At 47.2% G+C, this 24,626-nt stretch carries 24 protein-coding genes and 1 tRNA gene; 12 read left to right on the forward strand and 13 right to left on the reverse strand.

Features of this window, described 5'->3' with window-relative positions:
* Positions 1-6: 6 nt before the first annotated feature.
* The 4 genes from HY200_03895 to HY200_03910 form a co-directional block, all read right to left on the reverse strand.
* Positions 7-1,467 (reverse strand): sigma-54-dependent Fis family transcriptional regulator, encoded by a 1,461-nt coding sequence (locus HY200_03895; protein ID MBI3594076.1) that lies wholly within the window; start codon positions 1,465-1,467, stop codon positions 7-9.
* Positions 1,468-1,632: 165 nt separating this feature from the next.
* Positions 1,633-2,541: a hypothetical protein gene (locus HY200_03900; GenBank protein MBI3594077.1), complete on the reverse strand. Its 909-nt coding sequence runs from the start codon at positions 2,539-2,541 to the stop codon at positions 1,633-1,635.
* On the reverse strand, positions 2,538-4,541 hold the full coding sequence (locus HY200_03905) for a tetratricopeptide repeat protein (GenBank protein MBI3594078.1): 2,004 nt from the start codon (positions 4,539-4,541) through the stop codon (positions 2,538-2,540). Before HY200_03905 ends, HY200_03900 begins: the two co-directional genes overlap by 4 nt.
* 348 nt (positions 4,542-4,889) lie before the next feature.
* The gene (locus HY200_03910) at positions 4,890-6,290 is read right to left on the reverse strand and encodes a sigma-54-dependent Fis family transcriptional regulator (GenBank protein ID MBI3594079.1); all 1,401 of its coding nucleotides are present in this window, start codon (positions 6,288-6,290) and stop codon (positions 4,890-4,892) included.
* 287 nt (positions 6,291-6,577) lie between these two features.
* On the opposite strand from HY200_03910, the gene HY200_03915 reads away from it, so the two are divergent.
* The 3 genes from HY200_03915 to HY200_03925 all read left to right on the forward strand — a co-directional run bounded on the left by HY200_03915 (position 6,578) and on the right by HY200_03925 (position 9,621).
* Positions 6,578-7,366, forward strand: a complete 789-nt coding sequence (locus HY200_03915; GenBank protein ID MBI3594080.1) for an ABC-2 family transporter protein — start codon at positions 6,578-6,580, stop codon at positions 7,364-7,366.
* Between the two features lie 2 nt (positions 7,367-7,368).
* Complete coding sequence (locus tag HY200_03920) at positions 7,369-8,169, forward strand: ABC-2 family transporter protein (protein ID MBI3594081.1); 801 nt, start codon at positions 7,369-7,371, stop codon at positions 8,167-8,169.
* A gap of 465 nt (positions 8,170-8,634) precedes the next feature.
* Positions 8,635-9,621, forward strand: coding sequence for an ABC transporter ATP-binding protein (locus HY200_03925; GenBank protein MBI3594082.1), 987 nt, complete (start codon positions 8,635-8,637; stop codon positions 9,619-9,621).
* On the opposite strand, the gene HY200_03930 is transcribed toward HY200_03925, so the two are convergent.
* The 4 genes from HY200_03930 to HY200_03945 form a co-directional block, all read right to left on the reverse strand.
* Positions 9,605-11,092: a DHA2 family efflux MFS transporter permease subunit gene (locus HY200_03930; GenBank protein MBI3594083.1), complete on the reverse strand. Its 1,488-nt coding sequence runs from the start codon at positions 11,090-11,092 to the stop codon at positions 9,605-9,607. The genes HY200_03925 and HY200_03930 overlap by 17 nt on opposite strands.
* A 62-nt stretch (positions 11,093-11,154) precedes the next feature.
* On the reverse strand, positions 11,155-12,147 hold the full coding sequence (locus HY200_03935) for an HlyD family secretion protein (protein MBI3594084.1): 993 nt from the start codon (positions 12,145-12,147) through the stop codon (positions 11,155-11,157).
* A 16-nt stretch (positions 12,148-12,163) separates the two neighbouring features.
* Positions 12,164-13,480, reverse strand: a complete 1,317-nt coding sequence (locus HY200_03940; GenBank protein MBI3594085.1) for a TolC family protein — start codon at positions 13,478-13,480, stop codon at positions 12,164-12,166.
* Positions 13,477-13,992, reverse strand: coding sequence for a MarR family transcriptional regulator (locus tag HY200_03945; protein MBI3594086.1), 516 nt, complete (start codon positions 13,990-13,992; stop codon positions 13,477-13,479). Before HY200_03945 ends, HY200_03940 begins: the two co-directional genes overlap by 4 nt.
* A 307-nt stretch (positions 13,993-14,299) precedes the next feature.
* Here HY200_03945 and HY200_03950 point away from each other — a divergent pair.
* Positions 14,300-14,386 (forward strand) — tRNA-Leu (locus HY200_03950).
* Positions 14,387-14,771: 385 nt separating this feature from the next.
* Here the strand turns inward: HY200_03950 and HY200_03955 are convergent.
* The 3 genes from HY200_03955 to HY200_03965 form a co-directional block, all read right to left on the reverse strand.
* Positions 14,772-15,218 carry an SRPBCC domain-containing protein gene (locus tag HY200_03955; GenBank protein MBI3594087.1) on the reverse strand — a complete coding sequence of 149 codons (447 nt, stop codon included), beginning with the start codon at positions 15,216-15,218 and terminating at the stop codon, positions 14,772-14,774.
* A 64-nt stretch (positions 15,219-15,282) separates the two neighbouring features.
* Positions 15,283-15,726: an SRPBCC domain-containing protein gene (locus HY200_03960; GenBank protein ID MBI3594088.1), complete on the reverse strand. Its 444-nt coding sequence runs from the start codon at positions 15,724-15,726 to the stop codon at positions 15,283-15,285.
* Positions 15,723-16,088, reverse strand: coding sequence for a winged helix-turn-helix transcriptional regulator (locus HY200_03965; GenBank protein ID MBI3594089.1), 366 nt, complete (start codon positions 16,086-16,088; stop codon positions 15,723-15,725). Before HY200_03965 ends, HY200_03960 begins: the two co-directional genes overlap by 4 nt.
* A 260-nt stretch (positions 16,089-16,348) precedes the next feature.
* On the opposite strand from HY200_03965, the gene HY200_03970 reads away from it, so the two are divergent.
* From HY200_03970 to HY200_03985, 4 genes are all read left to right on the forward strand, one after another.
* Positions 16,349-16,534 (forward strand): hypothetical protein, encoded by a 186-nt coding sequence (locus HY200_03970; GenBank protein ID MBI3594090.1) that lies wholly within the window; start codon positions 16,349-16,351, stop codon positions 16,532-16,534.
* A gap of 76 nt (positions 16,535-16,610) precedes the next feature.
* On the forward strand, positions 16,611-17,147 hold the full coding sequence (locus tag HY200_03975; protein MBI3594091.1) for a hypothetical protein: 537 nt from the start codon (positions 16,611-16,613) through the stop codon (positions 17,145-17,147).
* A 201-nt stretch (positions 17,148-17,348) separates the two neighbouring features.
* Positions 17,349-18,047, forward strand: a complete 699-nt coding sequence (locus HY200_03980) for a response regulator transcription factor (GenBank protein MBI3594092.1) — start codon at positions 17,349-17,351, stop codon at positions 18,045-18,047.
* The gene (locus HY200_03985; GenBank protein ID MBI3594093.1) at positions 18,037-19,356 is read left to right on the forward strand and encodes a HAMP domain-containing histidine kinase; all 1,320 of its coding nucleotides are present in this window, start codon (positions 18,037-18,039) and stop codon (positions 19,354-19,356) included. Before HY200_03980 ends, HY200_03985 begins: the two co-directional genes overlap by 11 nt.
* 18 nt (positions 19,357-19,374) lie before the next feature.
* Here the strand turns inward: HY200_03985 and HY200_03990 are convergent, their stop codons facing one another.
* Both HY200_03990 and HY200_03995 read right to left on the reverse strand, forming a co-directional pair.
* On the reverse strand, positions 19,375-19,710 hold the full coding sequence (locus tag HY200_03990) for a hypothetical protein (protein ID MBI3594094.1): 336 nt from the start codon (positions 19,708-19,710) through the stop codon (positions 19,375-19,377).
* A 94-nt stretch (positions 19,711-19,804) separates the two neighbouring features.
* Entirely contained in the window at positions 19,805-20,011 is a 207-nt protein-coding gene (locus tag HY200_03995) for a hypothetical protein (GenBank protein MBI3594095.1), read from the reverse strand.
* A gap of 191 nt (positions 20,012-20,202) precedes the next feature.
* Here HY200_03995 and HY200_04000 point away from each other — a divergent pair, with 191 nt between their 5' ends.
* The 4 genes from HY200_04000 to HY200_04015 all read left to right on the forward strand — a co-directional run bounded on the left by HY200_04000 (position 20,203) and on the right by HY200_04015 (position 24,602).
* A complete protein-coding gene (locus HY200_04000; GenBank protein ID MBI3594096.1) occupies positions 20,203-22,623 on the forward strand; it encodes a glucan 1,4-alpha-glucosidase in 2,421 nt (806 codons plus the stop codon).
* On the forward strand, positions 22,623-23,213 hold the full coding sequence (locus tag HY200_04005; GenBank protein MBI3594097.1) for a nitroreductase family protein: 591 nt from the start codon (positions 22,623-22,625) through the stop codon (positions 23,211-23,213). The genes HY200_04000 and HY200_04005 overlap by 1 nt, the downstream gene beginning before the upstream one ends.
* A 36-nt stretch (positions 23,214-23,249) precedes the next feature.
* A complete protein-coding gene (locus HY200_04010) occupies positions 23,250-23,669 on the forward strand; it encodes a thioesterase family protein (protein MBI3594098.1) in 420 nt (139 codons plus the stop codon).
* Positions 23,670-23,792: 123 nt separating this feature from the next.
* Positions 23,793-24,602, forward strand: coding sequence for a cytochrome b/b6 domain-containing protein (locus HY200_04015; GenBank protein MBI3594099.1), 810 nt, complete (start codon positions 23,793-23,795; stop codon positions 24,600-24,602).
* The last annotated feature ends 24 nt before the right edge of the window (positions 24,603-24,626 follow it).

A 24,626-nucleotide genomic window follows, 5' to 3' on the forward strand; every position in this document is an offset into this window, starting at 1 on the left:
GACCCATCACACTTCACCCTTCACCAGGTTTTCTCGATTGTCCTGGGAAGATTCTGCCTCCTCCAGAGGGCAACTTTTACCTACCCCTGGATCATTCGGTTGAATAAATCGTCCCGTTTCACGATAATCTCTTAACTTGTTTCGCACCGTTCTGATGCTAATCCCCAGTATTTTTGCGGTTTGGGTTCTATTTCCCCCTGATTTTTCAAGGGTTTTCAAAATCAATTCTCTTTCCGCCTCCCAGACGGTTTGAGGCATGACATGCGATTCAACTTTTTTAGAAGGATCCGATTGATCTTCCTCAAACATCAAATGCTCCGGGAAAATAATGCCGTTTTCAGCAAGAAGAAACGCACGCTCCATGACATTTTCAAATTCTCTGACGTTTCCCTGCCATTTTTTTGACATCAGGTGATTCAGAGCTTCCGGAGAAAGGGACATGGAAGGGCTCTCTTTTTTGCAGAAAAGTTTTTGTTGAAAGTATTCAAAGAGAATAGGGATATCGTTCAGCCGGTTCCGGAGTGGGGGCAACCTAAGCGGAAAGACATTGAGACGGTAATAAAGGTCTTCTCGAAACCGTCCTGATTTCACCTCTTCCCAGATCGGGCGATTCGTTGTGGCAATGACCCGGATATCTAATGGAATCGGCTCTTTCCCTCCCAGGAGTTCCACTTCGCGTTCTTGTAGAATTCGGAGAAGTTTCGCCTGGAGGTGAAGCGGCATTTCACTCACTTCGTCGAGCAGAATCGTACCGGTATGGGCCAGTTCAAATTTTCCGGGTTTTTTGGAGACGGCGCCTGTGAAAGCCCCCTTTTCATACCCGAAGAGTTCGCTCTCCAGGAGTGTTTCAGGGACCGCGGCGCAGTTGATCGCGATGAAAGGACGGTGTGCTCTGGGGCTGAATTCATGAATATGGCGAGCCAGGAGTTCTTTTCCGGTGCCGCTCTCTCCCTCGATCAAAATCGTTGCCTGGCTTGCCGCGACGACTTCAGCCAGTTTCAGGATTTTGAGCATGGCCGTATCCTGGCTGATCATCCGTTTTTTTCCTTTGGGAAGGCTCTTGATTCGGGAGATCGGATGCACCGCGTCTCCTTCCTGGAATGCTCTGCGAATCGCCGATTCCAGTGTCTCCTGCGTGAAAGGTTTAACCAGAAAATCAAAAATGCCCGACTTCATCGCATCAACCGCCTTGTCGATTGTCCCATAAGCAGACATCATAATCACCGGGATCTTGATTTGAGATTTCTGGATCTCCTGAAAGACTTCCAGACCATTCATCTGAGGCAGTTTAAAATCGGTCAGGATCGCCCCGATCGGTCTATCTTTGAAAAGTTGAATCCCTTCCTCTCCCCGTGAAGCGGTGAAGACGGAGTATCCCATCTGCTGGATAGATGCGGCCAGTGCGGACCGCATTTCGGGTTCATCGTCGATGACCAGAATTGATCGAGACTTCGTCTCCGTACTCATGATTTGTCTCCTTTTTTGTTCTCTTTTTTAATCTCGGCCAAAATCTGCAGTATGGTCAACCGGGAATCTTCTTCGCGGGAATGGTGAATGAATTCAGTCGAAATCTTTTTTTTCATCTGATTTAAGTGGTTCTCCCGGTACGATTCGAGAGGTCTCTGTTTACGACTACTCTTCATCCACAACTCTAAGACAGGGTTGATCCAGGCGACGGCCTCTTGTTCCGGGATTAAGCGGAAGCGTGAGAATAAAGGTCGTGCCGCATTGAGGAGACGAGGCCACCTCAATACTCCCTTCGTGAGCCTGGACTGCATTATGAACGATAGAGAGCCCCAGACCTGTTCCTTTATTCTTGGTCGTGAAAAAGGGGTCAAAAATCCGTGGCTGAACCACCTCGGAGATCCCGGAGCCGGTATCGCAGATACGGACGCGGACTTCGCCTTCTGAAGAGTCTGAAGTCATATCGCCAAAAATGGTCAACCGGCCGCCATCCGGCATCGCCTCCACGGCGTTTAAGATTAGGTTGAGAAAGACTTGCTTTAATAGAGATTCGTCACAAAGAAGCGGTTCAGTTACCTTTTCCAGCTGGATCTCAAGTTGAATCTGATTTTGAATCAGGAGCGGGAGAGAAAAGATCCTGGCCTCCTCGATGATTCGGCTTAACTCCTGTTTATTAAATGAGGGACTGGGTTTCCCTGTAAACAAGAGCAGATTGGTCAAGGCATAATCCATCGCCGAGACCGCTGACGAAATGTGGACGGCCCATTGCTCCTTTTCAGGATCATCTTTCAGATTATTCTTCAATAGCCCTGCAAAGAGCTCGATACTCCCGAGCGGATTTCTTAATTCATGAGCCATTCGGGCTGCCATTTCACCTGCCGCGGCCAGACGGACATTTCTTTCCGCCTTCTCCCGAAGAATCTGATTTTCATTTGAACTTTTCTCCAGCGCCATTTTTAACTGCTGGACCTGGGCCTCCATCGATTTATAGGAGCGCTCCAGTTCGAGCGATGCGGAACTGAAACGATGGAAGGCTTCATGAAGAAGTTCTATTTTTTCATTTTCGGTCGGCATCATTTTTTGGCCTCGATTTTGGAAGATGTTTTTTCAATGGATAATGTCTTGATTATCGGATCTGCCGCGGTTTTTCCGAGTTCGGCCAGGAGCTCTTTTTCTTTGTTCGTTTGACCCATAGCGGCATAGGACTTGGCAATGCGATATCGGATCCAATCAGACAATCGGGAATCTCCCTTTTCCCGGAGTCCGTTTTCATAAGCGGTAATCGCTTTCTTGTACTGTTTTAACTGAAAATAATTGTCGCCCAGTTTTTGATAAAGAACCGGCTTGAGATGAGGCTCTTTCTGAAGAAGCTGTTGATAAATTGGGATCGCTTCGCGGAACTGCTGATTTTTGTCATACGTGGAGGCCAGCTTCAGACTCATATTTCTCGCGTTCGGTGCGGCGGCATAAAGAGAAAGCCACAGTTTGAATTTCTCAATCGCCAGATCGTATTTCTTGGCTTTCAGCAAGATATTTCCGAGCGCTTCGATGACATCCGGCTTGCGCCGGCTCTCCGGATATTTTTTCAGAAAAAACTCCAGCTTTTTCCGGGCGGTCACGTATTCGCCGGTTTCAGTCAGGGTATTGGCGTAAAGGTAAAGTGCTTCATCCATTTGAGGAAGCGTAGTACTGTTCATCGAGGTTTCAAGGATGGGGAGAGCTTGGCTGTAAAATCCGTTTCGAATCAGACTGGAGGCGATTTTAAATCCGGTAGGGCCGAAAATTAGTTTTCCGGAGAAGATGTCCGCGGAACCGAAATAAATCTCGACGACCCCCAAATCATTTCCGGCCTGATACTCTTTGTCGACCGCTTCGACCGCAGATTTGTTCAGCGCAATGAGGACATCTCTCTGAAGCGGGGAGCCTTCGAGATACGGATAGAGCTTCTTATTAATTTCGAATGTCATGAGCGGTTTGCCGAGACGCAAGAACTGTTCCCCTTCCTGAAAGACAAATTGCTGTACCGTAATGGAGGGAGGGGGTTCCTGAAGAAGGCTGTCAATCATATCGCCGATGACTTTGGCTCCGTCGCGAGGCACTTTAACCTGTTTCGGATCGCCTTCGGTACACTTTTGAATGATAAAGGACTCCAGCCCATGTTTTCTCGATTTTTTCAGACACTCCTGGGTTTTGATTTCTTCGATTTCATTAATGAGATCGGTGATTTTCGTACCCAGAGGTCCGGGATAAAGACTTTGAATGATATCGACCATGTTGGTCGATGCTTTTCCATCTTCTTCGAGATAAAAGATATTGACCAGTCTCGATAAGACCATCAACGTCAGCGGATCCCTCGGAAAGATGTTATAGAATTTCAGGAAGATCTCTTTGGCCTCTTTCCTCCGGCCGGTTTGATAGGCCGAATCGCCGAAATGATAGAGGGTGAGAGGCTGTTGAGATAAATACGTTTCGTACGATTTCAAACCGGTACTGTAAATCATGTAGGCATGTGCAAAATCATTGGAGTAATAAAGCGTTTCCGCAAGTCCCAGGACCGCCAGCGGCCGATCCTCGGGTGCAAGAGAGGACGGGGAGATCTTGCTGTAGGCATCCAGGGCCTCTTTCCATCTTTCCCACACCTGGTAAGTATGAGCGATACCGAGAAGCGCTTTGGAAGCATATGGAGAGTCCGGAAACTTCAAGAGAATTCTTTTATAGCTTGCGATCGATTCATATTGAAGTCCGAGCCGAGAGGAGATGGCACCGATCTTCCAGAGTCCCCGCGCACTGTTTACAGACTCAGGAAAAGCGATGTTGGCCTCCCGAAACGAATCAATTGCCATCTGAAGAAAATCCGTATCTCCATCACCGGCAAGTTTTAAATAAATATCCCCCTTCAAAAAAAGGGCGACCTCTCTTTCAGTCTCTTTGGAAGCCGTTTCTAGAAGCTTTTTGGTTTCCTGAAGCGCGCTTTCGTATTCTCCCTTTTCATAAGGGTCCAGAGCGGGTTTCAACCATCGTTTCAACTGCTCTTTCCCTTTTTCCGGGATGAGCGGGAGATCATCCTCTTTCGCCATGATTTTAGCAGGAAGTGTGTTGTTCGATTCAGAAGCCGATGCATTAACGGCAGCGGGAGCCGATTCGACCGGGGGAAGCGTGCTGGCCAGAGCGATAGAGAAGATAAAAGCAGGAACGAATAAAATAGCGACACCTCGAACAAGAAAATGGATAAGGAGATTTCACAAACGATCTCAATCGGGGTATAAGCAATTAGTATGCCAGCGACTGTTTATGCGGCTTTAAGGGGAAAAACGGGGCGAAAGGCAGCTATTTTCGCAAAAAGAGGGGATTATTCTCTAAAATTTTTTTTTAATCAAGATCGACAGTCAAATGTTTGACGATCCCATTTTAGACTCTTGAAGAAGTTAAGGCGTGATCTCTTCCGTCTGTTTCGAATGTTTGTCGAGCCGTTTCAAACGTTCAACCAGGGTGGTCCGATTCAGCTGAAGGAGTTGTGCGGCCCTGTTTTTCACCCCTTTTGATTTGACAAGGGCCTGATTCAGCAGATGGACTTCAAACTCGGTGACCACCTTGGTGAAATTAATCCCTTCATCCGGAAACTGAAAAAGTGAAGAGCCGGATGCAGGCTCAATTCTTTTGTATTTATCGGGAATATCTTCCGGTGAAATGGCACCTTCGTGCCGTAAGGTAATCATTCTTTCCATCAGATTTTCCAGTTCGCGGATATTGCCGGGCCAGCTGTAAGCCATCAGAATCTTGAGCGCCTCAGGCGTCAAGCCTTGAATGGTTCTCCCTTTTTTCGAGTTGAATTTGGAGAGAAAGTGATCGATTAAAAGAGGAATATCTTCTTTATGTTCTCGCAGGGCGGGGACATAGATCGGAATGACGTTTAACCGGTAGAAAAGATCTTTACGGAATTTTTTTTCAACCACCGCTTCTTCAAGATCCTGATTGGTTGCGGCAATAATCCGGACATCGACGTGGATCGAACGGTTCCCTCCTACCCGTTCAAACTCCCGTTCTTGCAATACCCGGAGGAGCTTTACCTGCAAGGGAAGCGGGAGTTCGCTAATCTCATCGAGAAAAAGCGTTCCGCCATGGGCAAGCTCAAACCGGCCGAGTCTCGAAGAGACCGCGCCGGTAAAGGCCCCCTTTTCATGTCCAAAAAGTTCGCTTTCCAGAAGCGCTTCCGGAATCGCGCCGCAATTGATCGGAATCAGCGGCTTGTCCTTCCGGGGGGAGTTAAAATGAATGGTCTTGGCGATGACCTCCTTCCCTGTACCGCTCTCTCCCTGAAGGAGGACGGTGCTGTCGCTGTCCGATACCTTTTCAATCATTTCAAATACTTTTTGCATCGGGGGAGAGTTTCCGATGATATTTTCAAATCGGTATTTTTCCTGGACGCTCTTCTGGAGAATCAGGTTTTCATGTTTGAGGCGATAATATTCCAGCGCCTTCTTGACGAGCGCCAGAACGAGATCAATTTGGAAGGGCTTGGGGAGATAATCGTAAGCTCCCGCTTTTAACGCATCCACCGCTGATTCAATCGTTCCAAAAGCCGTCATCATGATGACCACCGCTTCAGAATCGATCTTTCGAATCTCCTTTAACAGGTCAATTCCGGTCATTCCGGGGAGATGGTGGTCGATCAGGTATAGATGGAAGGGGGTCCGTTTCGCCATTTTTAGCGCTTCTTCGCCTTCGGCTAGCGAGACGGTTTGAAATCCGGAAGTATTGAGAAGCATCTCGAGCATCTTGCGAACCGATGCGTCATCTTCGACAATCATGATTTGAGAAGTCGGCATGGGCGTCTCCTTCCAAGAGGTAAAACGGTTATTAGTCAAGAATTTGACAAAATAATTCTTTATCTTTCAATAACAAGCCGGAATAATAGACGAAGTGTCAATTCATTGCAGAATAGTTTATAAATAACACCTTTTCCGGGATTAGTCAAATTAAAGCGTCAATATCATGGCGTTCTTTTGCCTGATTTCGGGCCAAATTTCTTCGCTTGTTCAACGAAACCGATTCTACTACAATCGGGAATAAGAGATCTGGTCGGCCCGTACCACTCACAGGAAGTTTGACATCCATGAAAAAATATTTGACTCTTTTTAGAATCAACTGGCAGAACTCGCTTCAGTACAGGGCCTCGACGGTGATTTATATCGTCGGATACGGCCTCTATATCTCGGTCATTCTTTATCTCTGGATGTCCGTATACCAGGCGGGGAACAAAATGGGGGACTACACCCTGACCGATCTTTTAACCTATTATCTCCTGCAGTTGATTGTGAATATCCTGATCCTTTCTTATATCAGCTGGGAACTGATCGACCAGATCCGGGAAGGTTTCTTTTCAAATTTCCTGATCAAACCGCTGAATCTTCTCGTCTATTGGTTTACTGTCAATCTCTCCGGAAAACTCCTGGAGACGATCTATCTCAGCATGATTGGCGCGGTGCTCTATTTTTTCATGAGGGATTATTTCTGGCTTCCGCATCATTTCTCAACCTTTATATATTTTGGGGGTTCTTTATTTCTGGCCATGACGCTCGCCTTTCTGATGGATTTTTGCATCGCGCTGATCGCTTTCTGGTTGATTCAGGTGAGGGTGTTCAAGTTCATGCTCCTCTACCTGGTCTTCTTCTTTTCCGGAGCGATTCTTCCGCTCGACCTTTTCCCGCAATGGCTCCAGAAAGGGGTTCACCTCCTTCCCTTTCAGTATCTCGCCTATGTGCCGATCCGGATTTTTCTGGAGAAACAAGAGAACCTCTCCTCGGTCTTTACGATTGAATTGTTCTGGCTCCTCTTCTTTTTTGCGTTGGCGAGCTGGATGGTCTCACGCGGGGTGAAGAGATATGAAGCGGTGGGGGGCTGACAATGATTGAAGCGATTCGACGCCACTTGAAACTTTACATCGCCTTTCTTGGCCACAATTTGAAAAATGAAATGATGTATCGTGCAAACTTTATCATTCTTTCCGCGATGGATATCTTTTTCATGGGGGTTAATGTCGTTTTTTTTACGATTATCTTTAACAATGTCCAGACCGTTGCCGGGTGGAGTTACTATCAGATGCTGATCCTGATCGGAAGTGTGGGAATCGTACGCGAAATGGCCTACCTGACATTCCGACAGGGGTTTTTAAATATCGGCGACTATATCCGAACCGGAGAATTCGACCTCCTATTGGTAAAACCGCTCTCCCCCCAGCTGCATCTCGGATTCCGCCATATTTCCATGACCGAGAGCCTGGGTGAAGGGATCATGGGGATCATCCTGGCTGCGATCGGCTATTATCATCTTCCTCCGGGAAGTGTCATGGCGGTTCCGCTTTATATTATTTTTCTTTTTGTCTCGCTGATCATCTATTATTCCTTTTGTCTGATCGTCAACAGTGCCGTTTTCTGGATTATTAAATCACAGGAGTTAAATACGATTGTTTACTATTTTATGGAGACCGCGCGCTATCCGAGAGACATTTACCGGGGAATCGGAAAGGCGCTGTTTACTTTTGTCATTCCGATTTCGCTGATTGCGACGACGCCGGCCTCGATTCTGGCAGGGCGCGTCAGTTATTCCTTACTTTTTTTGTCGCTTTCCGTCGCCGGAGGATTGTTGTTGATCGGATCTTTAATCTGGCAGGTGAGTATTCGGCATTACTCGTCAGCAAGCAGTTAGTGAAAAGTTGATGAAAATGCTTCCGTTGTTGAAATTGGACCGAATGTGGCCTTGCTCCCGGTCGCTTCATTCGCTCTCCGCGTCTGCGGAAATAGGCGGGGGTATCCATGCCCCCTCCCCACTTGTCCTTACACGTCAAAGGCCAGTGGGGTTTCCCCCTGCCCATTTTCTCGTCGTGTTCGTTCGCTCAATTCGCGAATGTTCGCTCGCCCGCATCCGGTCCATTTTCAGCGAGAGTTTTTTTTACGGTTTTTTACTTGAAATAACCTGTCGTGTTATATCCTTAACGGAGACTCGGCGAAATTTGAAAATGCTTCATCCAATTGTTTAATCGAGATGAGCATGAATTTCGGCGCCGTCGGAGGGAAGAATGTAGCTCAACCGGTCATAAATATTGTTTCGCTAGTAGTTATTTCATTTTTTCCCAATTTAACAACTTAACAATTCAACAGGTTTCTTAATACTATGTCCATAATAGAAGTAAAGAATCTCACCAAGAGTTTTGACTATTTTAATAAAGAGCCCGGTCTTATCGGCTCGATCAAATCCCTTTTTTGGCGAGAGACCCTTTACAAGTACGCCGTCAAGGATGTCTCCTTTCAGATTGAAGAGGGAGAACTCGTCGGATTTCTCGGTCCGAACGGGGCGGGCAAAACCACGACGCTCAAAATCCTTGCCGGAATTCTGCTTCCGACCGGAGGGAGCGCCAAGGTGTTGGGTTTCGACCCCTGGAAAAGAGATAAAAAATACCAGCGGCAATTTTCCATCGTGATGGGACAAAAACATCAGCTCTGGTGGGATCTTCCGGCAATGGAATCCTTTGCCTTGAATCGCGATATTTATGAATTGGATGCGACGGAATATAAAAAGAACCTGAACTTGTTGGTGGAACTCATGGGATTGGAAGAACTCCTCAATGTCCAGGTCCGAAAACTTTCGCTAGGCGAGCGGATGAAATGCGAGCTGGTGGCCGCGCTATTGCATCAGCCCAAAGTCCTCTTTCTCGACGAACCGACAATTGGTCTCGATGTCGTCTCCCAGGAAAAGATCCGCCAATTTGTCGAAGAGTTCAATCAGAAGAATAAGACGACGATTATCCTGACCAGCCATTACATGCGGGATGTCGAGCGATTGTGTAAAAGAGTCCTGGTGATCAATAGCGGCGGGATTATCTACGACGGGTCGCTCGAAGAGCTGATGAACAAATATATCGACCATAAAATCATCACCGTACAGTTTCTCAAGGCGGTTCCCGAACGTGATCTGAATCGGTTCGGACAGGTCGTTGAAAAAGAAGGACTCCGTGTGGTATTAAAAACCGGAAAGAAAGAGGTCCCTCATGCAGTACAGCAGATGTTGACGGAGTTTCCGGTTGAAGATCTGACGATTGAAGAGGTGAAAGTCGAAGAGGTCATTCGGACCATTTTTGAAAAGACTAATGAAGCCCCTTAGGTTTTTTCATCATCAGCAAAACAGGTAGAATCAAAAGACAAATCCACCCCACCGTCCAGAACGTATCGACAAACGCCTTCATATTCGCCTGCTTGAGGAGTTGACCGTAAAGCGAAGCGGTCGCCATCCCCTTAGCGGTAATCCGGTCGATCCCTTGCGCAATCAGATTTTCAAAAATCGACTGGGTTCTCTCCCGCGTGACGGGATCATAAACGTCAATATGGGATCCCAGCGTCATTTGATGAAATTGTGCGCGCCGGGCCAAAATCGTCGTCACGAGTGCAATGCCCAAACTCCCCCCTAGATTTCGGGCTAAATTCATAATCCCGGTCCCGTTTCCGATCTGATCTTTAGGAAGATAGGAGAGCGAAACCACATTGATCGGGATAAAAAGAAAAGCGAGGCCAAATCCCTGGATAATCCTCGGCCAGGTAATCGACCAGAACCCAAGGTCGAGATTGAAATGGGACATCTGAAAGAGCGAAATCGCAGAGATGATCAGACCGGTCCCGACCATCAGTCTGGCATCGACGACTCCGACAAATCTTCCCACAAAAGGCATCATAATCAGAACGGAGATCCCGCCCGGTGTCAGGACCAACCCGCTTTCCATCGCCGTGTAGCCCATCAAAGTCTGAACATATATCGGTAGAAGGGCCAGCGAACTGTAAAGCACAAATCCGAGTGAAAACATAAGCAGGACTCCGGCGGTGAGGTTCAGGTCTTTAAAAAGCCTCAACTGCAATACCGGATTCTTGTTTTTGAGTTCCCAGACCAAAAAGACAATCAGTGCAATCATCATTAAAATAAAGAGATTGACGATAAAAGCGGATTCAAACCAATCCTCCCGCTGTCCTTTATCGAGAACAATCTGCAGGGAACCCAGACCCACGACGAGGAGCCCAAGTCCGATATAGTCGATATTCTTAAAACTACTTTTTTCAAAATCGGGGGGATCTTTGACAAAAGTCTGAACGAGGAAAAATGAGAGCAGACCGATTGGAATATTGATAAAAAAGATCCATCGCCAGGTAAAATTGTCGGTAATCCATCCTCCAAGAGTCGGACCGATAATCGGGGCAAAGACCACCCCCATACCGTATATCGCCATTCCGATTCCCTGTTTCTCCCTGGGGAAGGCGTCAAACAAAATGGCCTGAGAGACCGGCTGTAAAGCACCGCCCCCTAATCCCTGAAGAATTCTGAAAAACACCAAGAACGTCAGGCTCGGCGCTAGGCCGCAGAGTGCCGAACTGAACGCAAAGAGAAAAATGCAGATCAGAAAGAATTTTTTCCTCCCGATCAGCCTCGAAAGCCACCCGGAGACGGGTAAGATGATGGCATTCGAGACCAGATACGAGGTCAAAATCCAGGTGCTTTCGTCGATACCGGCCGATAAATTCCCCGCGATATGGGGGAGAGAGACGTTCGCCACTGTCGTGTCGAGAACTTCCATGAAGGTTCCCAGCATGACGGAGAGGGCAATGATAAAAGGATTGGTCTTATTCTGCTCCAGAGCCGGATTCATGGTGATCAGGAACCGCTGAGGGCAACTGTTGCGACGACATTCAAACCGGATCGGAGAATGACCTCCGGATGCGATTTGAGTTCGGATTCATCCAAGACGATTTTGACCGGAACCCGTTGGACGACTTTGACATAATTTCCGGTGGCGTTTTCCGGAGGGAGAAGAGAGAAGCGTGCACCTGTCCCTGCGGCAATGCTATCGATTCGTCCATGAAATAGAAGACCAGGGTAAGAATCGACCCGAACCTCCGCTTTCTGGCCCGGCCTCATGCGGCCGGTCTGCGTCTCCTTGAAATTGGCGACGACCCAGAGGTCTGTGAGTGGGACAATTGCCATCAAAGACTGACCCATTTGAACCCATTGGCCAGGCTGAACCGATTTCTTGGAGACCTTCCCGGATGCAGGGGAGGTGATATGGGTGTAAGATAATTCCAGTTCGGCGTTATTTAGAGCCGCTTCGGCTTCGACCACTTTGGCTTCACCCAGTTTAACCTGCGCCCGGGTGACGGCGATCTGCTGTTCCAGCGCCCGGAACTTTGACGCATTGGAAGAGGCCGCCCGTTCGGCCTCTTCCAGCTGTTGGTGCGATATTTCATCGTTTGCCGCCAGAAGTTTATATCGCCTGAGATCACTCAGCGATTTCTGATAATCGGCATTGGCGGCTTCACTCTGCGAAATAATCTGGCCGACCTGTGCCTGGGTCGAAAGGAGCGTTTCCCGAGCCGCCTGCCGCAAAGCAACCGCCTGTTCAACATGGATTTGGTAATCCTTGCTCTCGATATTCATCAGCGGATCGCCTTTACGTACTTCCTGATTATCCCGGACGAACACTTCGGACACATATCCCGAGACCTTGGGAATAATCGGGAAGAGATCTCCCTCAATCTGGGCATCGTCGGTCGAAATAAAATTCTGGGATCGCTGGTAGTAATAGAGCCCCCAAAAGAGGCCTCCGAGAAGCAATAGAACAATAAGAGTCAGTTTGATTTTTTTATTCAAGAGGATTCCTTCCTGTTTAAGGTAAACGAGAAAAAAACTCGTCCATCTGGCCTGTCACATAAAAATATCTTAAAATTCCGGCTTGGAGCTCAAATTGCGCCTCCACCAGCGCTTCTCGCGCTTCAGTCAAGGTCGTCTGCGATTTAATTAATTCGATATGGGTCCCCACGCCGCTCTTGAACCGGTGTTCTGAAAGACTCAGCTCTTTTTCGGCGAGGGCAAGTCTTTCATTAGCCAGATCGAGCTCTTTCTTGACGGCGTTAAAATCATTGTAAATCTGCCTGACCTCCAGTTCAACTTGCAGGGCGGCATCGGTGCTCCGCACTTTTTCCTGCTGGAGCTGGCTCATGAGGCTCTGTTCATGGGAATGTCGGACCTCTCCGTCATAAAGCGGCCAGTTGAGCATGATGCCGACAGTTTGAGTGGGGAAACTGTCAGAAATGCCATTCCCGGTTTCCCCATAATCTGCAAAAAGATTGATGGAAGGATATTTCTCTTTGGATGCCGCCTTCAGCTGAATCTCTTTGACCTTTTCCTTTTGGGATTGAAAGGCCAGCTCCTTCCGCCGGCTTAATGCGATCTGAAGACTCTCCTGGATATTTGGAAAAGAGGTCTCCGGTAGAGGCCGGTTGTCGAGCGTCAACATTTCACCCAGCGGAATACCCAACTGATTCTGCAGGGTCAGAAAAGCGTCCTCTTTCTGAGTGACCGCTGAGACCAGTTTTTGACGGTCTTCCGACAGTTTCACCATGGCCCGGGTGACGTCCAGAATGGTACTGACGCCGCTCTCTTTTTCATGTTCGGCGAACTTAAGGAGCTCCTCCGAGAGCTGGACATTGGCCTGATCCGCACTGAGGGAGGACTCGGCTTTTTTGGAATTCAGATAAAGAATGGCGGTTTGATAAAGAAGTTCTGACTCGGTCTGACTCAGTTCTATTTCAGATGCACGGCTCTCTTCGTCCGCGGCATAAAGCTGATTGAGAGAATTCAGATTCAGCAACGTTTCGTTAAAAGACAATCGTGCGTCAAACGTGCTGAATGGCCCGATCTTGTCGGGCGCCCCCGGAAAAGTGATCCCCTGTGCCTTGAGATTGGTCTCGCCCCGACGTTCCAAAAGATTGAAAGAGAGTTTCGGGAGAAAGGCAGATCGCTTTTCCAGACGAAGAGCCTGTTTTTCGATAATCTTCTGCTTTCCGATCGCCCTTTTGGAGCTGTTTTTCAAATTAAGCTCCAGAGCGGCTCTGAGCGTGAGCGTATCGCTGGCAAAAAGAATCTCGGTTTGAAACAAAGAGACCCAGACTAAAAGAGATATGAAAAATAAACGGAGACTCATCTTTTAGGGCGATCTCCTTGAACAAGGTGTTCCCACTCAGCGCTTTCAAATAGGAGTCTGACCTTTCGAAGCATAGAAGCGCTCAGGTTCAGCTCTTTTGCCGGAAGAGAAATCTTGAGACGGGAAAGAAGTTCATCTTCCTGACGACTCATTGCTTTAAGCAGATCCTGTCCTTTCTGGTTCAATTTGACAAGAGGAGAGCGTTTGTGGGCCGGATTGTCAATATAGGTGACATAACCCCCTTCATGGAGCTGACTGACGATCGTCTGAATGTATTGCCGGGAAACCGGCCGGATTCGGGCCATTTGCGGGACGGTCTGCGGTCCTAACCGTTCCAGATTTTTTAAAAGGCCCCGTTTGGGTCCGGAAGTTTCGCCCTGCTGATGAATCTGTTCGGCAACCACCCTCAATCGGTAAAATAGGGCTACCGTTTCATTGATTAACGATTCCAGAGGAGACTCCTTTGGAGGAGCTACTGGACCGGGACTTTTTCTTATGGGCGTTCTTACCATACGAGAAGTTTCCAACAGGAAACATCATCATGTCAAGAAAATTGTCATTATGACAACTTTATTGCCTTACAGGCACTTTTAAAGGAAACTGTTTCAATCTGTCGGCATTTATATTAAAATACTTTTCTTTTTCTGGAGCTTCGTGCCCAGCTATTTTTATTTGTCATTCCCGAATGATTTAATCTGGGATCTAGTAAGAACGAACGCCGCCGAGACGGAGAGGCGGCAGGGAGAACAGCACTTTTTTTTAAATTATCTCGGTTTAGGTTCGAGCAGTTTATATTTCTTCTTGCGAAGTGTTTTTGAAGCCGAAGTGGTGGAATTGGTAGACACGCTAGGTTCAGGGTCTAGTGGGGGTGACCCCGTGGGGGTTCGAGTCCCCCCTTCGGCACCATCTTCTTTTCAATAAAATCAATAAGTTATTCTAAATCTGGTTTCCTATAAATAATTCTTCTCTTTAATTTTTCCAAAACTTGAACACTAGCACAGGAGACGATTTAATTCGCAATCAGAAGGTCAGGGGTTTGTTCCCGCTCATTTCCTTTAATAATTTGAAATCCAGAAATCCAAAACCCATGGATATCATACTTATTTAGTTAGTTTTGTTTTGAACTTGGCCAGTATTTCTGGTGACAAAATCCGGGGAGAGGAAAAATTGAAGAACGTAAATTAAGTATGGTTTGGACGACATACCAATAATAGCAGCACTTCATGTTTTTATAATTCTTTTGATTTATTAATTGAGTTTAGATGTCCCCCGTAGCTACTGCTATCCGGTTCTAGTTCCAGTCGTCGATCTTGATGTCGTGAGGTTCGGGGGAGCCTTTCCCGGTTTCGAGAAGTGATTTCAGGCTCAACATAAAAACTCCCCACTTGGTACTGCAGTGGTACATCATTTCGCTCTGCTCCTTCCAGCCTTGGTGTTTGAAGAAGACGATAGTGTAGTCGCCCTCCTGTCTAAGTTGAAAGCTTATTTTCGTATCGATCCATTCTTTGGGTCCGTCGACTACTTGCCACACCACGCTCTTGGCGGGATGAAGCTCAATAACCTTCATGTCAAAACCGCCGACCTCAAAACGGAATTGGAGGACTCCACCGACTTTGCCACTTTCCCCCTTGGTGTTTTTCGTCCACCACGCTGCAAGACCTTCGTGCGTGGTCAACGCTTTATAAACGGCGTCCAGAGACGACGACTTGATTCCTACTTTATGTAAGATATCTCCCATAGGTAATGTCTCCTCTTAGTTGTTGACTCTTGTACATGTTTCTAATTCGACCAACTTTTTCTCGTTATTTCGTTTTGGCCCATTTTTCTAACATACTCATACAACCCTCCCAACCCTCTGTATGGCCCTTTTTGTCCTCTTCGTTTCGTAACCCCTCATGAGTGAGTGTTAAGTCGGTCACATTTTCTGAAACTTTTTTGAAAATCAAGGTCACGGTTGTTTCGTAATCGGCCTCCTGTTTAGGATGCCAGGTAAATACCAGCTTATTCGGACGATCGATGACTTTATATTGACCGTTAGTAGGACAGGATATCTCTGTACCCATCTTCATTTCCACCCGCCAGGCACCACCCACCCGCAAATCCGCCTCAGCGGCCGAGGTCGTCATTTTCTCACTGGCTCGAAACCACTGTTTCATCAGTTCCGGCTTGGTCCAGGCGTCAAAAAGCCGCTCTGCCGAAGCGTTGATTGTTCGTCGAACCATTAACACCATATTGTCTTGCTTCATTTTTTCTCCTCCTGTTTTTGATCTCTATTTGAAGCCATAAATTGCTCCAACTCATCCAATTGGTTGTTCCAGAACTGCCGGTATTTTTCCAACCAATCCACCGCCTTTCCCATCGTCTTCGGCCTCAAGGTTAGACGAAAAACTCGTCCATCCGCTTCATCTGTTTTACGTTCAATTAAATGACCCTTTTCCAACACTTTCAGGTGTTTGGAGATGGCCGGAAGCGTCAATTGGGATTTGCCCGCCAAGTCACCTACCTTGGCTTCCCCTTTGGAAAGGGTCATCAAAATCTCCCGCCGGGTTGGGTCCGAAAGGGCGTAAAAGACGTGGTCCAAAAGGGCTGTTGCGTTTTTTGATCTCATGTATCCTCCAATATAGTTAACTATATAGCAAACTAAATTGCCAATTGCAAGTTAATTTTTAAGATATAGAAAACTGAACTACTTTTGGTGGCATAAGCTTTTAAAGGCCTTTTTAAAGAATAAAATAATGATCCAAGAGTAAAAGAGGTTCGGATTGGGAATTACAACTTGTTACAACTTTGTACATAGACGAAAAGACTTTGAAAACAACTCCAGCTATAACTGAACTCGTAAGATTATAAATGGATAGGGAGGAGATCATGAGCTGTATGAAATGTGGGGGATTGATGGTTCATGAACATTTCCGGGACTACCTCGGAACTCAAACTCACTGCGAAGTGATCGGATGGCGCTGTGTGATCTGTGGGTTAAGGCATGATCGTCTCATTCAGATCCGGCAGACGGAAAGAAAGGAGGCCTTCGAGATTAAAAACCAAAGTATCTGATCGGGGTAACCGACCCATACTGTAAAAGCCTTTTAAGAAAACTTATCAATTATTACTTTATTAAGGAGAGTATTCAATGAAAATCATTTTCAAGAGTCTATTGTTTATGTTCACTACAATATTGTCCGCATCCCCTCTAGCCATGGCTGAACCGATGGATTATGCCGGAACGCATGAAGAGATGGGAAGCCATTCGATGATGCACCACGGGATGGAACATCATTCGATACACGGTGAAGATTGCAAAATAAATGGTCACTGGATGAAGCCTCATAATGCCGCGAACCATTTTCTGGCGATGAAAGAGGCTTTAAAATTAAACGAGAAGCAGGTCAGCGAATTGAAGGTTTTGAGAGATAATTATCGAGCTGAAAATACCGTCAATGAAGCGAAGCTGAAAGTTGCTGAAGAAGAACTTAAAGATCTTCTCGTCGAAGATTCGGTCAACGTTGAAAAAACGGAGGCCAAAGTTAAGGAGATCGAGGCCTTAAAGGGAGGCCTTTGGAACAGCTATATTAGACAAATTGCCAAAATCAAGACCCTTATTCCAAAGGAGCAGATGAAATCCCTGCATGAATCAGGTCCCAAGCATCACGGGATGGAAAGGGACTGACGCTGAACGTCGGAGGGATGATCGAATCCTGCCGAATTGGCAGGATTCACTCCGAACTTTGATGGAAGATCTCTTTGAAGTAGAGAAGTCAGAACGATCAGTTTATGGTAACATATCTGAAAATGTGGTTAAATTGGGCGTTTTTTGTTTGAATGCGATCCACGAATGGCGTAGAACCCGGGTATATAACAGGACGGAATGATGAAAACTTCTATTCTTATTATAGACGATGACCAGAAATTAAATAAACTGGTGGTCGAATTGCTTCATGATTTTGGATTCGAAACTGAAACGGCCATTCATCCCGAAGATGGGTTAAAAAAGCTGAGGGAAAAATCACCGGATTTGATTATTCTCGATGTGATGCTTCCGGGGATGAACGGATTTGAGGTCTGCAAGAAGATTCGGCAGACCAGCCCGGTCCCGATTATCATGTTGACCGCCCGGGGGGAGGTCACGGATAAAATCGTAGGCCTGGAGCTTGGTGCGGATGATTACTTGCCCAAACCGTTTGAGCCGAGGGAACTCATTGCCCGCATTCACACGATTCTCCGCAGAACCAACGGGAACGTTCAAACGAAGATCCGGCAGTTCGGCCGGTTGAAGGTTGATTTTGCCAAACGGGAGGCGAAGCTGGAAGATGAAGTTTTGGAATTAACCACCGTCGAATTTGCGACGCTGGTCTTTCTCATTAAAAATAAGGGGAAAGTGCTGAATCGCGATGAGATCCTGGAAGAGTTGAGAGGGATCGAATGTGAAGCGTTCAACCGATCCGTAGACATTACCATCAGCCGTCTTCGTCATAAACTTCGCGATGATCCGAAAAAACCTACTTTTATTAAAACAGTCTTTGGCACCGGATATCTGTTCATCGGGGGCGAGAACGAAATTGAAAAATAGCCCGATTCATCCCTTTTTTAATTCTATTTTCACCAAGCTCATTCTGATTTTTATTTTGTCAGGCCTCTGCGTATTTCTCCTCTTGAAGAGTTTTAACCGGTACATGTTCAGGAGTACGGAAGACACCGCCTTGCGAAAGAGTGTGGTTCATTACCTGACCTATCTGGTTCAGGATCTGGGGAGCCCCCCGGATCTGGATCGTGCAAAGGAGATTGCCGGGCAATCTTCCCTCAAGATTCGATATGAAAGTCCGGAATTGACCTGGTCCACGCCGGATTTTCCCGTTTTAGTTTCTCAACCCGAGTTTCATGTCTGGAAGGAGTATACGAATATTCGGGCGGGAAAGGGGCCCGGTTGTGTCCTTGTCGAATTGACCCAGGGAAATGGCAGATATCTCTTTGAGTTTACGCCAGCTTTTACCCGAGAAATCGGAAATATGGAGCCTCTGGTGGTCCTGACCATTCTTTTGATGCTGGTCCTTCTTGCGACCTATTTTACGATTCGCGGGATCCTGAATCCGGTCAAAGGACTCACAATCGGTGTCGAGGAAGTGACCCGGGGTAATCTGGACTATCGGGTTCCCATCAAACGGTCTGACGAGCTGGGTCAACTGGCCAAGGCGTTTAACGCCATGACCGGCCGGATTCGAACAATGCTTCGCGCGAAGGAACAATTAATGCTGGATGTCAGCCATGAACTTCGATCTCCGCTGACCCGGATCAAGCTTTCTCTTCGATTGATACCTGAAAGCCGTATGAAGGAAAATATCCAGGAGGATGTCCTGGAAATGGAGAAAATGGTGACACAGTCTTTGGATGCCGCGAAAGAGAGCTTTATGCCGGGACAACTCAATCTTCAGCCGGTCGATCTCGCAGAGCTGATTGATCAGGTCATACCGCTATTCAAGAACCGGCATCCCGGAATTCAATGGGTTGAACGGCGCGACAAAATAGTGCTTCGGATTGACCCGGACAGGATCAAAAGCGTGATCAAAAATCTATTGGATAATGCGATCAAATATTCCGTGGAAGGGGGATCACCGATCAAGGTGTCGATTGAAAAAAGGGACTCTCGGGTGATCGTTCGTATTCAGGATCACGGGATCGGAATTCCCGCAGATGAGATTCCGCTGATTTTTGAGCCTTTTTACCGGGTGGACAAATCCAGGTCCAAGGATACAGGTGGATTCGGATTGGGTCTGAGTCTTTGCAAATCGGTCATGGAAGCGCATCAGGGAGAAATCAAGATCGAAAGCGCTCACGAAATGGGGACCACCGTCTCCCTCCATTTTCCGGATATGAACGTCTGACAAGAGGGTCAGGAATTTTTATTGCGAGTTGGATTCTTTCGTAATGCGGCGGAGCCTGGCAATCATTTTTTCTGTGGGTATCCGGTCCCCTTGCTGGTTTCCAACGTCAATCCCTTTTTTAAGAATAGCAATCAACTCGTCTCTTTTCCCCAGTTTATTTAAAACCTGAGTCAGAAGATAATAAGAGGCGGTATGATCCGGATTCAACTTCAAACCTTTTTTCAGGGTTTGCTCCGCTTCAATATCAAACCCTTCCGTAAAATAAGCCTGTCCCAAACCAAAACAGGTTGTAGAATCCGTTGGATCGATGGCAAGAATGTTTTCAAATTTTATGATCCGGTCTGACTTTTCCATGAATTTGTTTTACAACTATTCTAAATGGGTCTGGACCCCAAAAGCCGTTACCTATAACATCCTCCTGAAATGGCATATCATGTATATCGTTGGATTACGATCTGAAGAACCAGGGCAACCCGGATAAAATGATACCAATAATCACCATCTCATAAATATTGGATACTAAAAAAGGAAAAACGTTCAGGGCGACGCCTACCCACAATGGTGTCATTTTTCCTTGTCTCTTGCCATAGATAAAATATCCGACCCCGATCGTTCCAAATATCATTGAAAAGATTAACGTGGTTCCAAAATCCATTTGGCTCACTATCTGATTTCGTTTGATGACAACTATTGGAAGTTAAATCAATGACTGTTTGAGTGGATTCTAAGTAAGTTTTGAGAAAAAGACAAGAATTGCCATTCTTTTTTTTTGACATTGCCTGAGCGATCAGTTCAAACTGAGAGAACCGCTCAGATCAATTTCAATCGGATAAGGAGAATCGGGTTTTGGAAAACTTGTTTCTGGGGAAGGAAGCGTTTGGTTATCCTGGTATTGCTCCCAAGTGGACCCGGAGTGAAAAAGAAGGGGTAGGAACCGCATATAACACCTCCAGCCGCATCTGGTTTACGCTCTCTCATGGCATTGTCAATGAAGTCTATTTTCCCACGCTGGATTCTCCTCAAATCCGGGACATGGAGTTTTTGATTACGGATGGAGAGACTTTTTTTCATGAAGAAAAAAGGGATTTGATTTCCCAATTGGAATATCTGGATCAGGAATCGTTAGGCTATCGGATTATCAATTCAGATCCGCACGGACGATACCAGATCGTCAAAGAAATCATTGCAGATCCCCATCTTCCTTCTCTTTTAATTCATACTCGCCTGGAAGGATCCGAACCGTTTTTAAAGAAGCTCCAACTATTTGTCTTAATGGCCCCCCATTTGGGTAAAGGGGGATGGGGAAACAACGCCGGAAAAATGGATGTCGCCGGGCAATCCCTTCTGGTCAGTTTTAGAATTCCTTATTTCCTTGCCCTCGGAACGACCCTTTCTTTCAAACGTTCATCCTGCGGATTTGTCGGGACCAGCGATGGATGGACGGATCTCCATGACAACTTTCAAATGGATTGGGAATTTGACTACGCCCGGGATGGCAATGTTGCGGTGATGGGAGAGGTCGATCTTTCCAAAGGGAGGGAGTTTACCGTGGGGCTCAGTTTCGGATTCGGCCTGCATGATGTGACAACCACTCTGTTGCAATCGTTAGGAATCCCTTTCCATGAACAGAAACAGCGTTTTCAGGAACAATGGGAGCGTATTTGCTGCAATATTCTCCCTCTGGGAAAGGTTTCAGGCGATGGCGGCCGGCTTTACAATATCAGTCATAGCCTGCTGTTGGCGCATGAAGATAAAACCTTTCCGGGGGCCATGATTGCGTCGATGAGTATTCCCTGGGGAGAGATTCATGGAGATGCCGAAGGATTGGGTGGCTACCACCTCGTCTGGACCCGGGATTTATGTCAAAGCGCCACAAGCCTTCTTGCAGCCGGCAATAAAGACACCCCTTTCAGAGCGCTGGTATACCTTGCTGCGTCACAGCTCCCCGATGGGGGATTTTATCAGAATTTCTGGATCAATGGAGAGCCTTACTGGCAGGGAATTCAGCTGGATGAGGTCGCTTTTCCCGTTATTCTTGCCTGGCGGCTAAAAGAATTTAAAGCATTGAAGGATTTTGATCCTTACCCCATGGTTCTTAAAGCGGTGCGTTATTTGATCTGTCAGGGACCGGTAACGCCTCAAGAGCGCTGGGAAGAGAGCAGTGGGTATTCCCCTTCGACACTTGCGGCGAATATTTCCGCGTTGATCTGTGCAGCCGATTTTTCGCGTCAGCGAAAAGACGAAACAACCGCACGCTTTCTGGAAGAATATGCGGACTTTCTGGAGTCGCATATCGAAGCCTGGACCGTGACAAACCAGGGAACGATTGTTCCGGGAATTGCCCGGCATTATATTCGGATTCACCCGGTGGAAACCGATCAATCGGAACCGGATGAAGACCCGAATGGAGGAATCCTTTTTATTCCTAATCATGCCGCCGGCCACCGGGCTTATTATCCTGCCCGGGAGATTGTCGATGCGGGGTTTTTGGAATTGGTTCGTTACGGCATTCGGAAGGCGGACGATCCCTTGATCGAAGACTCTTTAAAGGTGATCGATACCGTGCTCAAGGTGGATACGCCGGCGGGACCCTGCTGGAGAAGATACAACCACGATGGTTACGGACAACGGCCTGATGGAGGTCCCTTTGATGGATGGGGAAAGGGGCGCGCCTGGCCTATTTTGACCGGAGAAAGAGGACATTATGAATTGGCCGCCGGCCGGGAAGTTCGCGATTTTGTCAAAGCAATGGAGGGCTTTTCATCCAGAGGTGGCATGCTGCCGGAACAGATCTGGGACGAGCCAGACCTTTCTCAGGTGGGCCTTTTTCTGGGGCGTCCGACAGGATCCGCCATGCCCCTCATGTGGTCCCATGCGGAATACATCAAGTTGCTTCGGTCGGTCTATGATGGTGCTGTTTTTGAATTGATTGCGCCCGTTGCCGGTCGATATCTGAGTGGAAAAGGGCGAAAAGATCTCGAGGTGTGGAAATTGAACCGGAGAGTGCGGTCAATCGCGCCTGGCCGCACCTTGCGGATTCAGGCTTCATTTCCGTTTCGGCTTCACTACACGCTGAATGATTGGGTGACGAAGGGGGAATCCATAGCCCATTCCACATCAATCGATATCTTCTTTGCCGATCTCCCTGTTCCGGAGAGACAGAAAAAGTCGATTCACTTCACCTTCTATCGGACAGAAGAGGACCGATGGGAAGGAAAGGATTTTGTGGTCGAGATTCAACAGAATTCCATAGGGGATTTGAAATGATCCATAAAAAAGCCGAAACGAAGTATGCCATTCATCCCATCCTTGCCGAACGATGGAGCCCCAGGGTCTTTGATCCCGATCGCCCGGTGGAGGACGATAAGATCCAGGCTTTGATGGAGGCGGTCCGCTGGGCCCCTTCTTCGAATAATGAACAGCCCTGGTCGTTTATACTTTTCAGTGAGAAAACAGCCTCTCTTCTTGTCCAGGCCAGGGAATGCCTTGCGAGAGGAAATAGCTGGGCCAAACAAGCACCCCTGCTGATTCTTTCCGTGGCAAGCACCCATTTCTCGGAAAATGGAAAGGAGAATCGGCATGCTTTCCATGATGTCGGTCTTGCCACCGAAAATTTGTTGCTTCAATCGGTCGATCTGGGCCTGATTGCCCATCCCATGGCGGGATTTGACCTTCAAAAGGCGGTCAAGTTTTTTTCCATTCCGGAAAAGCATATTCCAGTCGCGATGATCGCCGTCGGTTACCCCGGCAACCTCGATAGCGTCCCGATCGAGTTGAGGGCAAGGGAACTCGCTCCCCGGAACAGGAAGGGTCCGGGCGAGTTTGTGTATAATGGCGCGTGGGGGAAATCAGAATGAAGCGTTTGATCTCATTTAACAGGAAAGGAAGGTGGCATGTCTAAACCGCTCGAAACTTACAGGGGAACGGTTCACCCGTCAGAAATTGACCATATGGGGCATATGAATATGAAATATTATGCCGAGAAATTTGACCGGGCCACCTGGAATATTTTGATCGCCATCGGTGTGAACAATGATTATATTCAAAAAACCGGGAAGGGATGTGCCATTCTCGAAACGATTACGAAGTATCTTCAGGAGTTGTTTGCGGACACTTCAATCTATATTGAAACGGTCATTCTGGAGGTGACACCTAAAAAACTTCGTGTTCTTCACAAGATGAAAAAAAGCGAAACAGGAGAAATTGTCGCCACAAGTGAAATACTCGGCATTCATTTTGATCTCAAACTTCGAAAAAGCTGTGAGATGCCTAAACAGATCTATGAGAGCGCCTTGTCCTATAAAGCGGCCTGAAATCTTGGACGGTCTCGGCCGGTCATTAGAAATTGCCTTGTAAAAATGACTTAACTTCGATATGAATAATCGATCGTGGCAAGAAGGATGAAGACCTAGATCAGTCGGTTCATGGGATTATAGATGGTCGGACAGTTTCGTGAGGTCAAACGGCATGCATTGTGGGTGAGGGTCTCTCACTGGTTCAATGTCGTCGCTCTTATTGTTCTGGTCATGAGCGGTTTCCAGATCTTTAATGCCCATCCTCATCTTTATTGGGGAGATCGATCCGACCGCGACAAGTCCTTTTTTTCAATCCAATCCAAAATAACCGATGAAAATAAGGTGACAGGGGAATTGGTCTTCCTGGGACATTCTTTTGATACGACGGGTTTTTTAGGTGTATCGGCGGGGAGGGATGGCGAGGTCATCCGGATCGCCTTTCCAGGCTGGGCCACGATTCCGGGTGTTCAGTGGCTGGCAATGGCTCGCCGATGGCACTTCTTTTTTGCCTGGTTTTTTGCCGTGAACGGATTATTATTTTTTGTTTATAGTCTTTTTTTCGGACATTTCTTAAGAGATCTCTTTCCCCGGTTCAAGGAACTGGGTCAAATCAAGAGAAGCCTGATTGACCATCTCCTGTTCCGACATCCAAAGGGAGAAGAGGCCGCCCGGTACAATATTCTGCAGAAAGCGGCCTACCTGGGTGTTCTGTTTATTCTGGCCCCCCTGATCCTCCTAACCGGAATGGCGATGTCACCCCGAATCGATGCGATCTTTCCCTGGTTGCCCGACTTTTTTGGGGGACGACAGTCCGCCCGCTCGTTTCATTTTATGAGCTGTTTTCTTTTTGTCGGCTTCTTTTTGATTCATATTTTTATGGTATTGACCACCGGAGTTTTAAATAACCTAAGATCCATGATTACGGGCCGGTATCGGATTCAGGTCAAATAGAATCCTTTTCGCCCCACGTCAAAA

It is taken from the genome of Nitrospirota bacterium, assembly GCA_016194305.1.
In the GTDB taxonomy this organism is placed as follows: domain Bacteria; phylum Nitrospirota; class Nitrospiria; order JACQBW01; family JACQBW01; genus JACQBW01.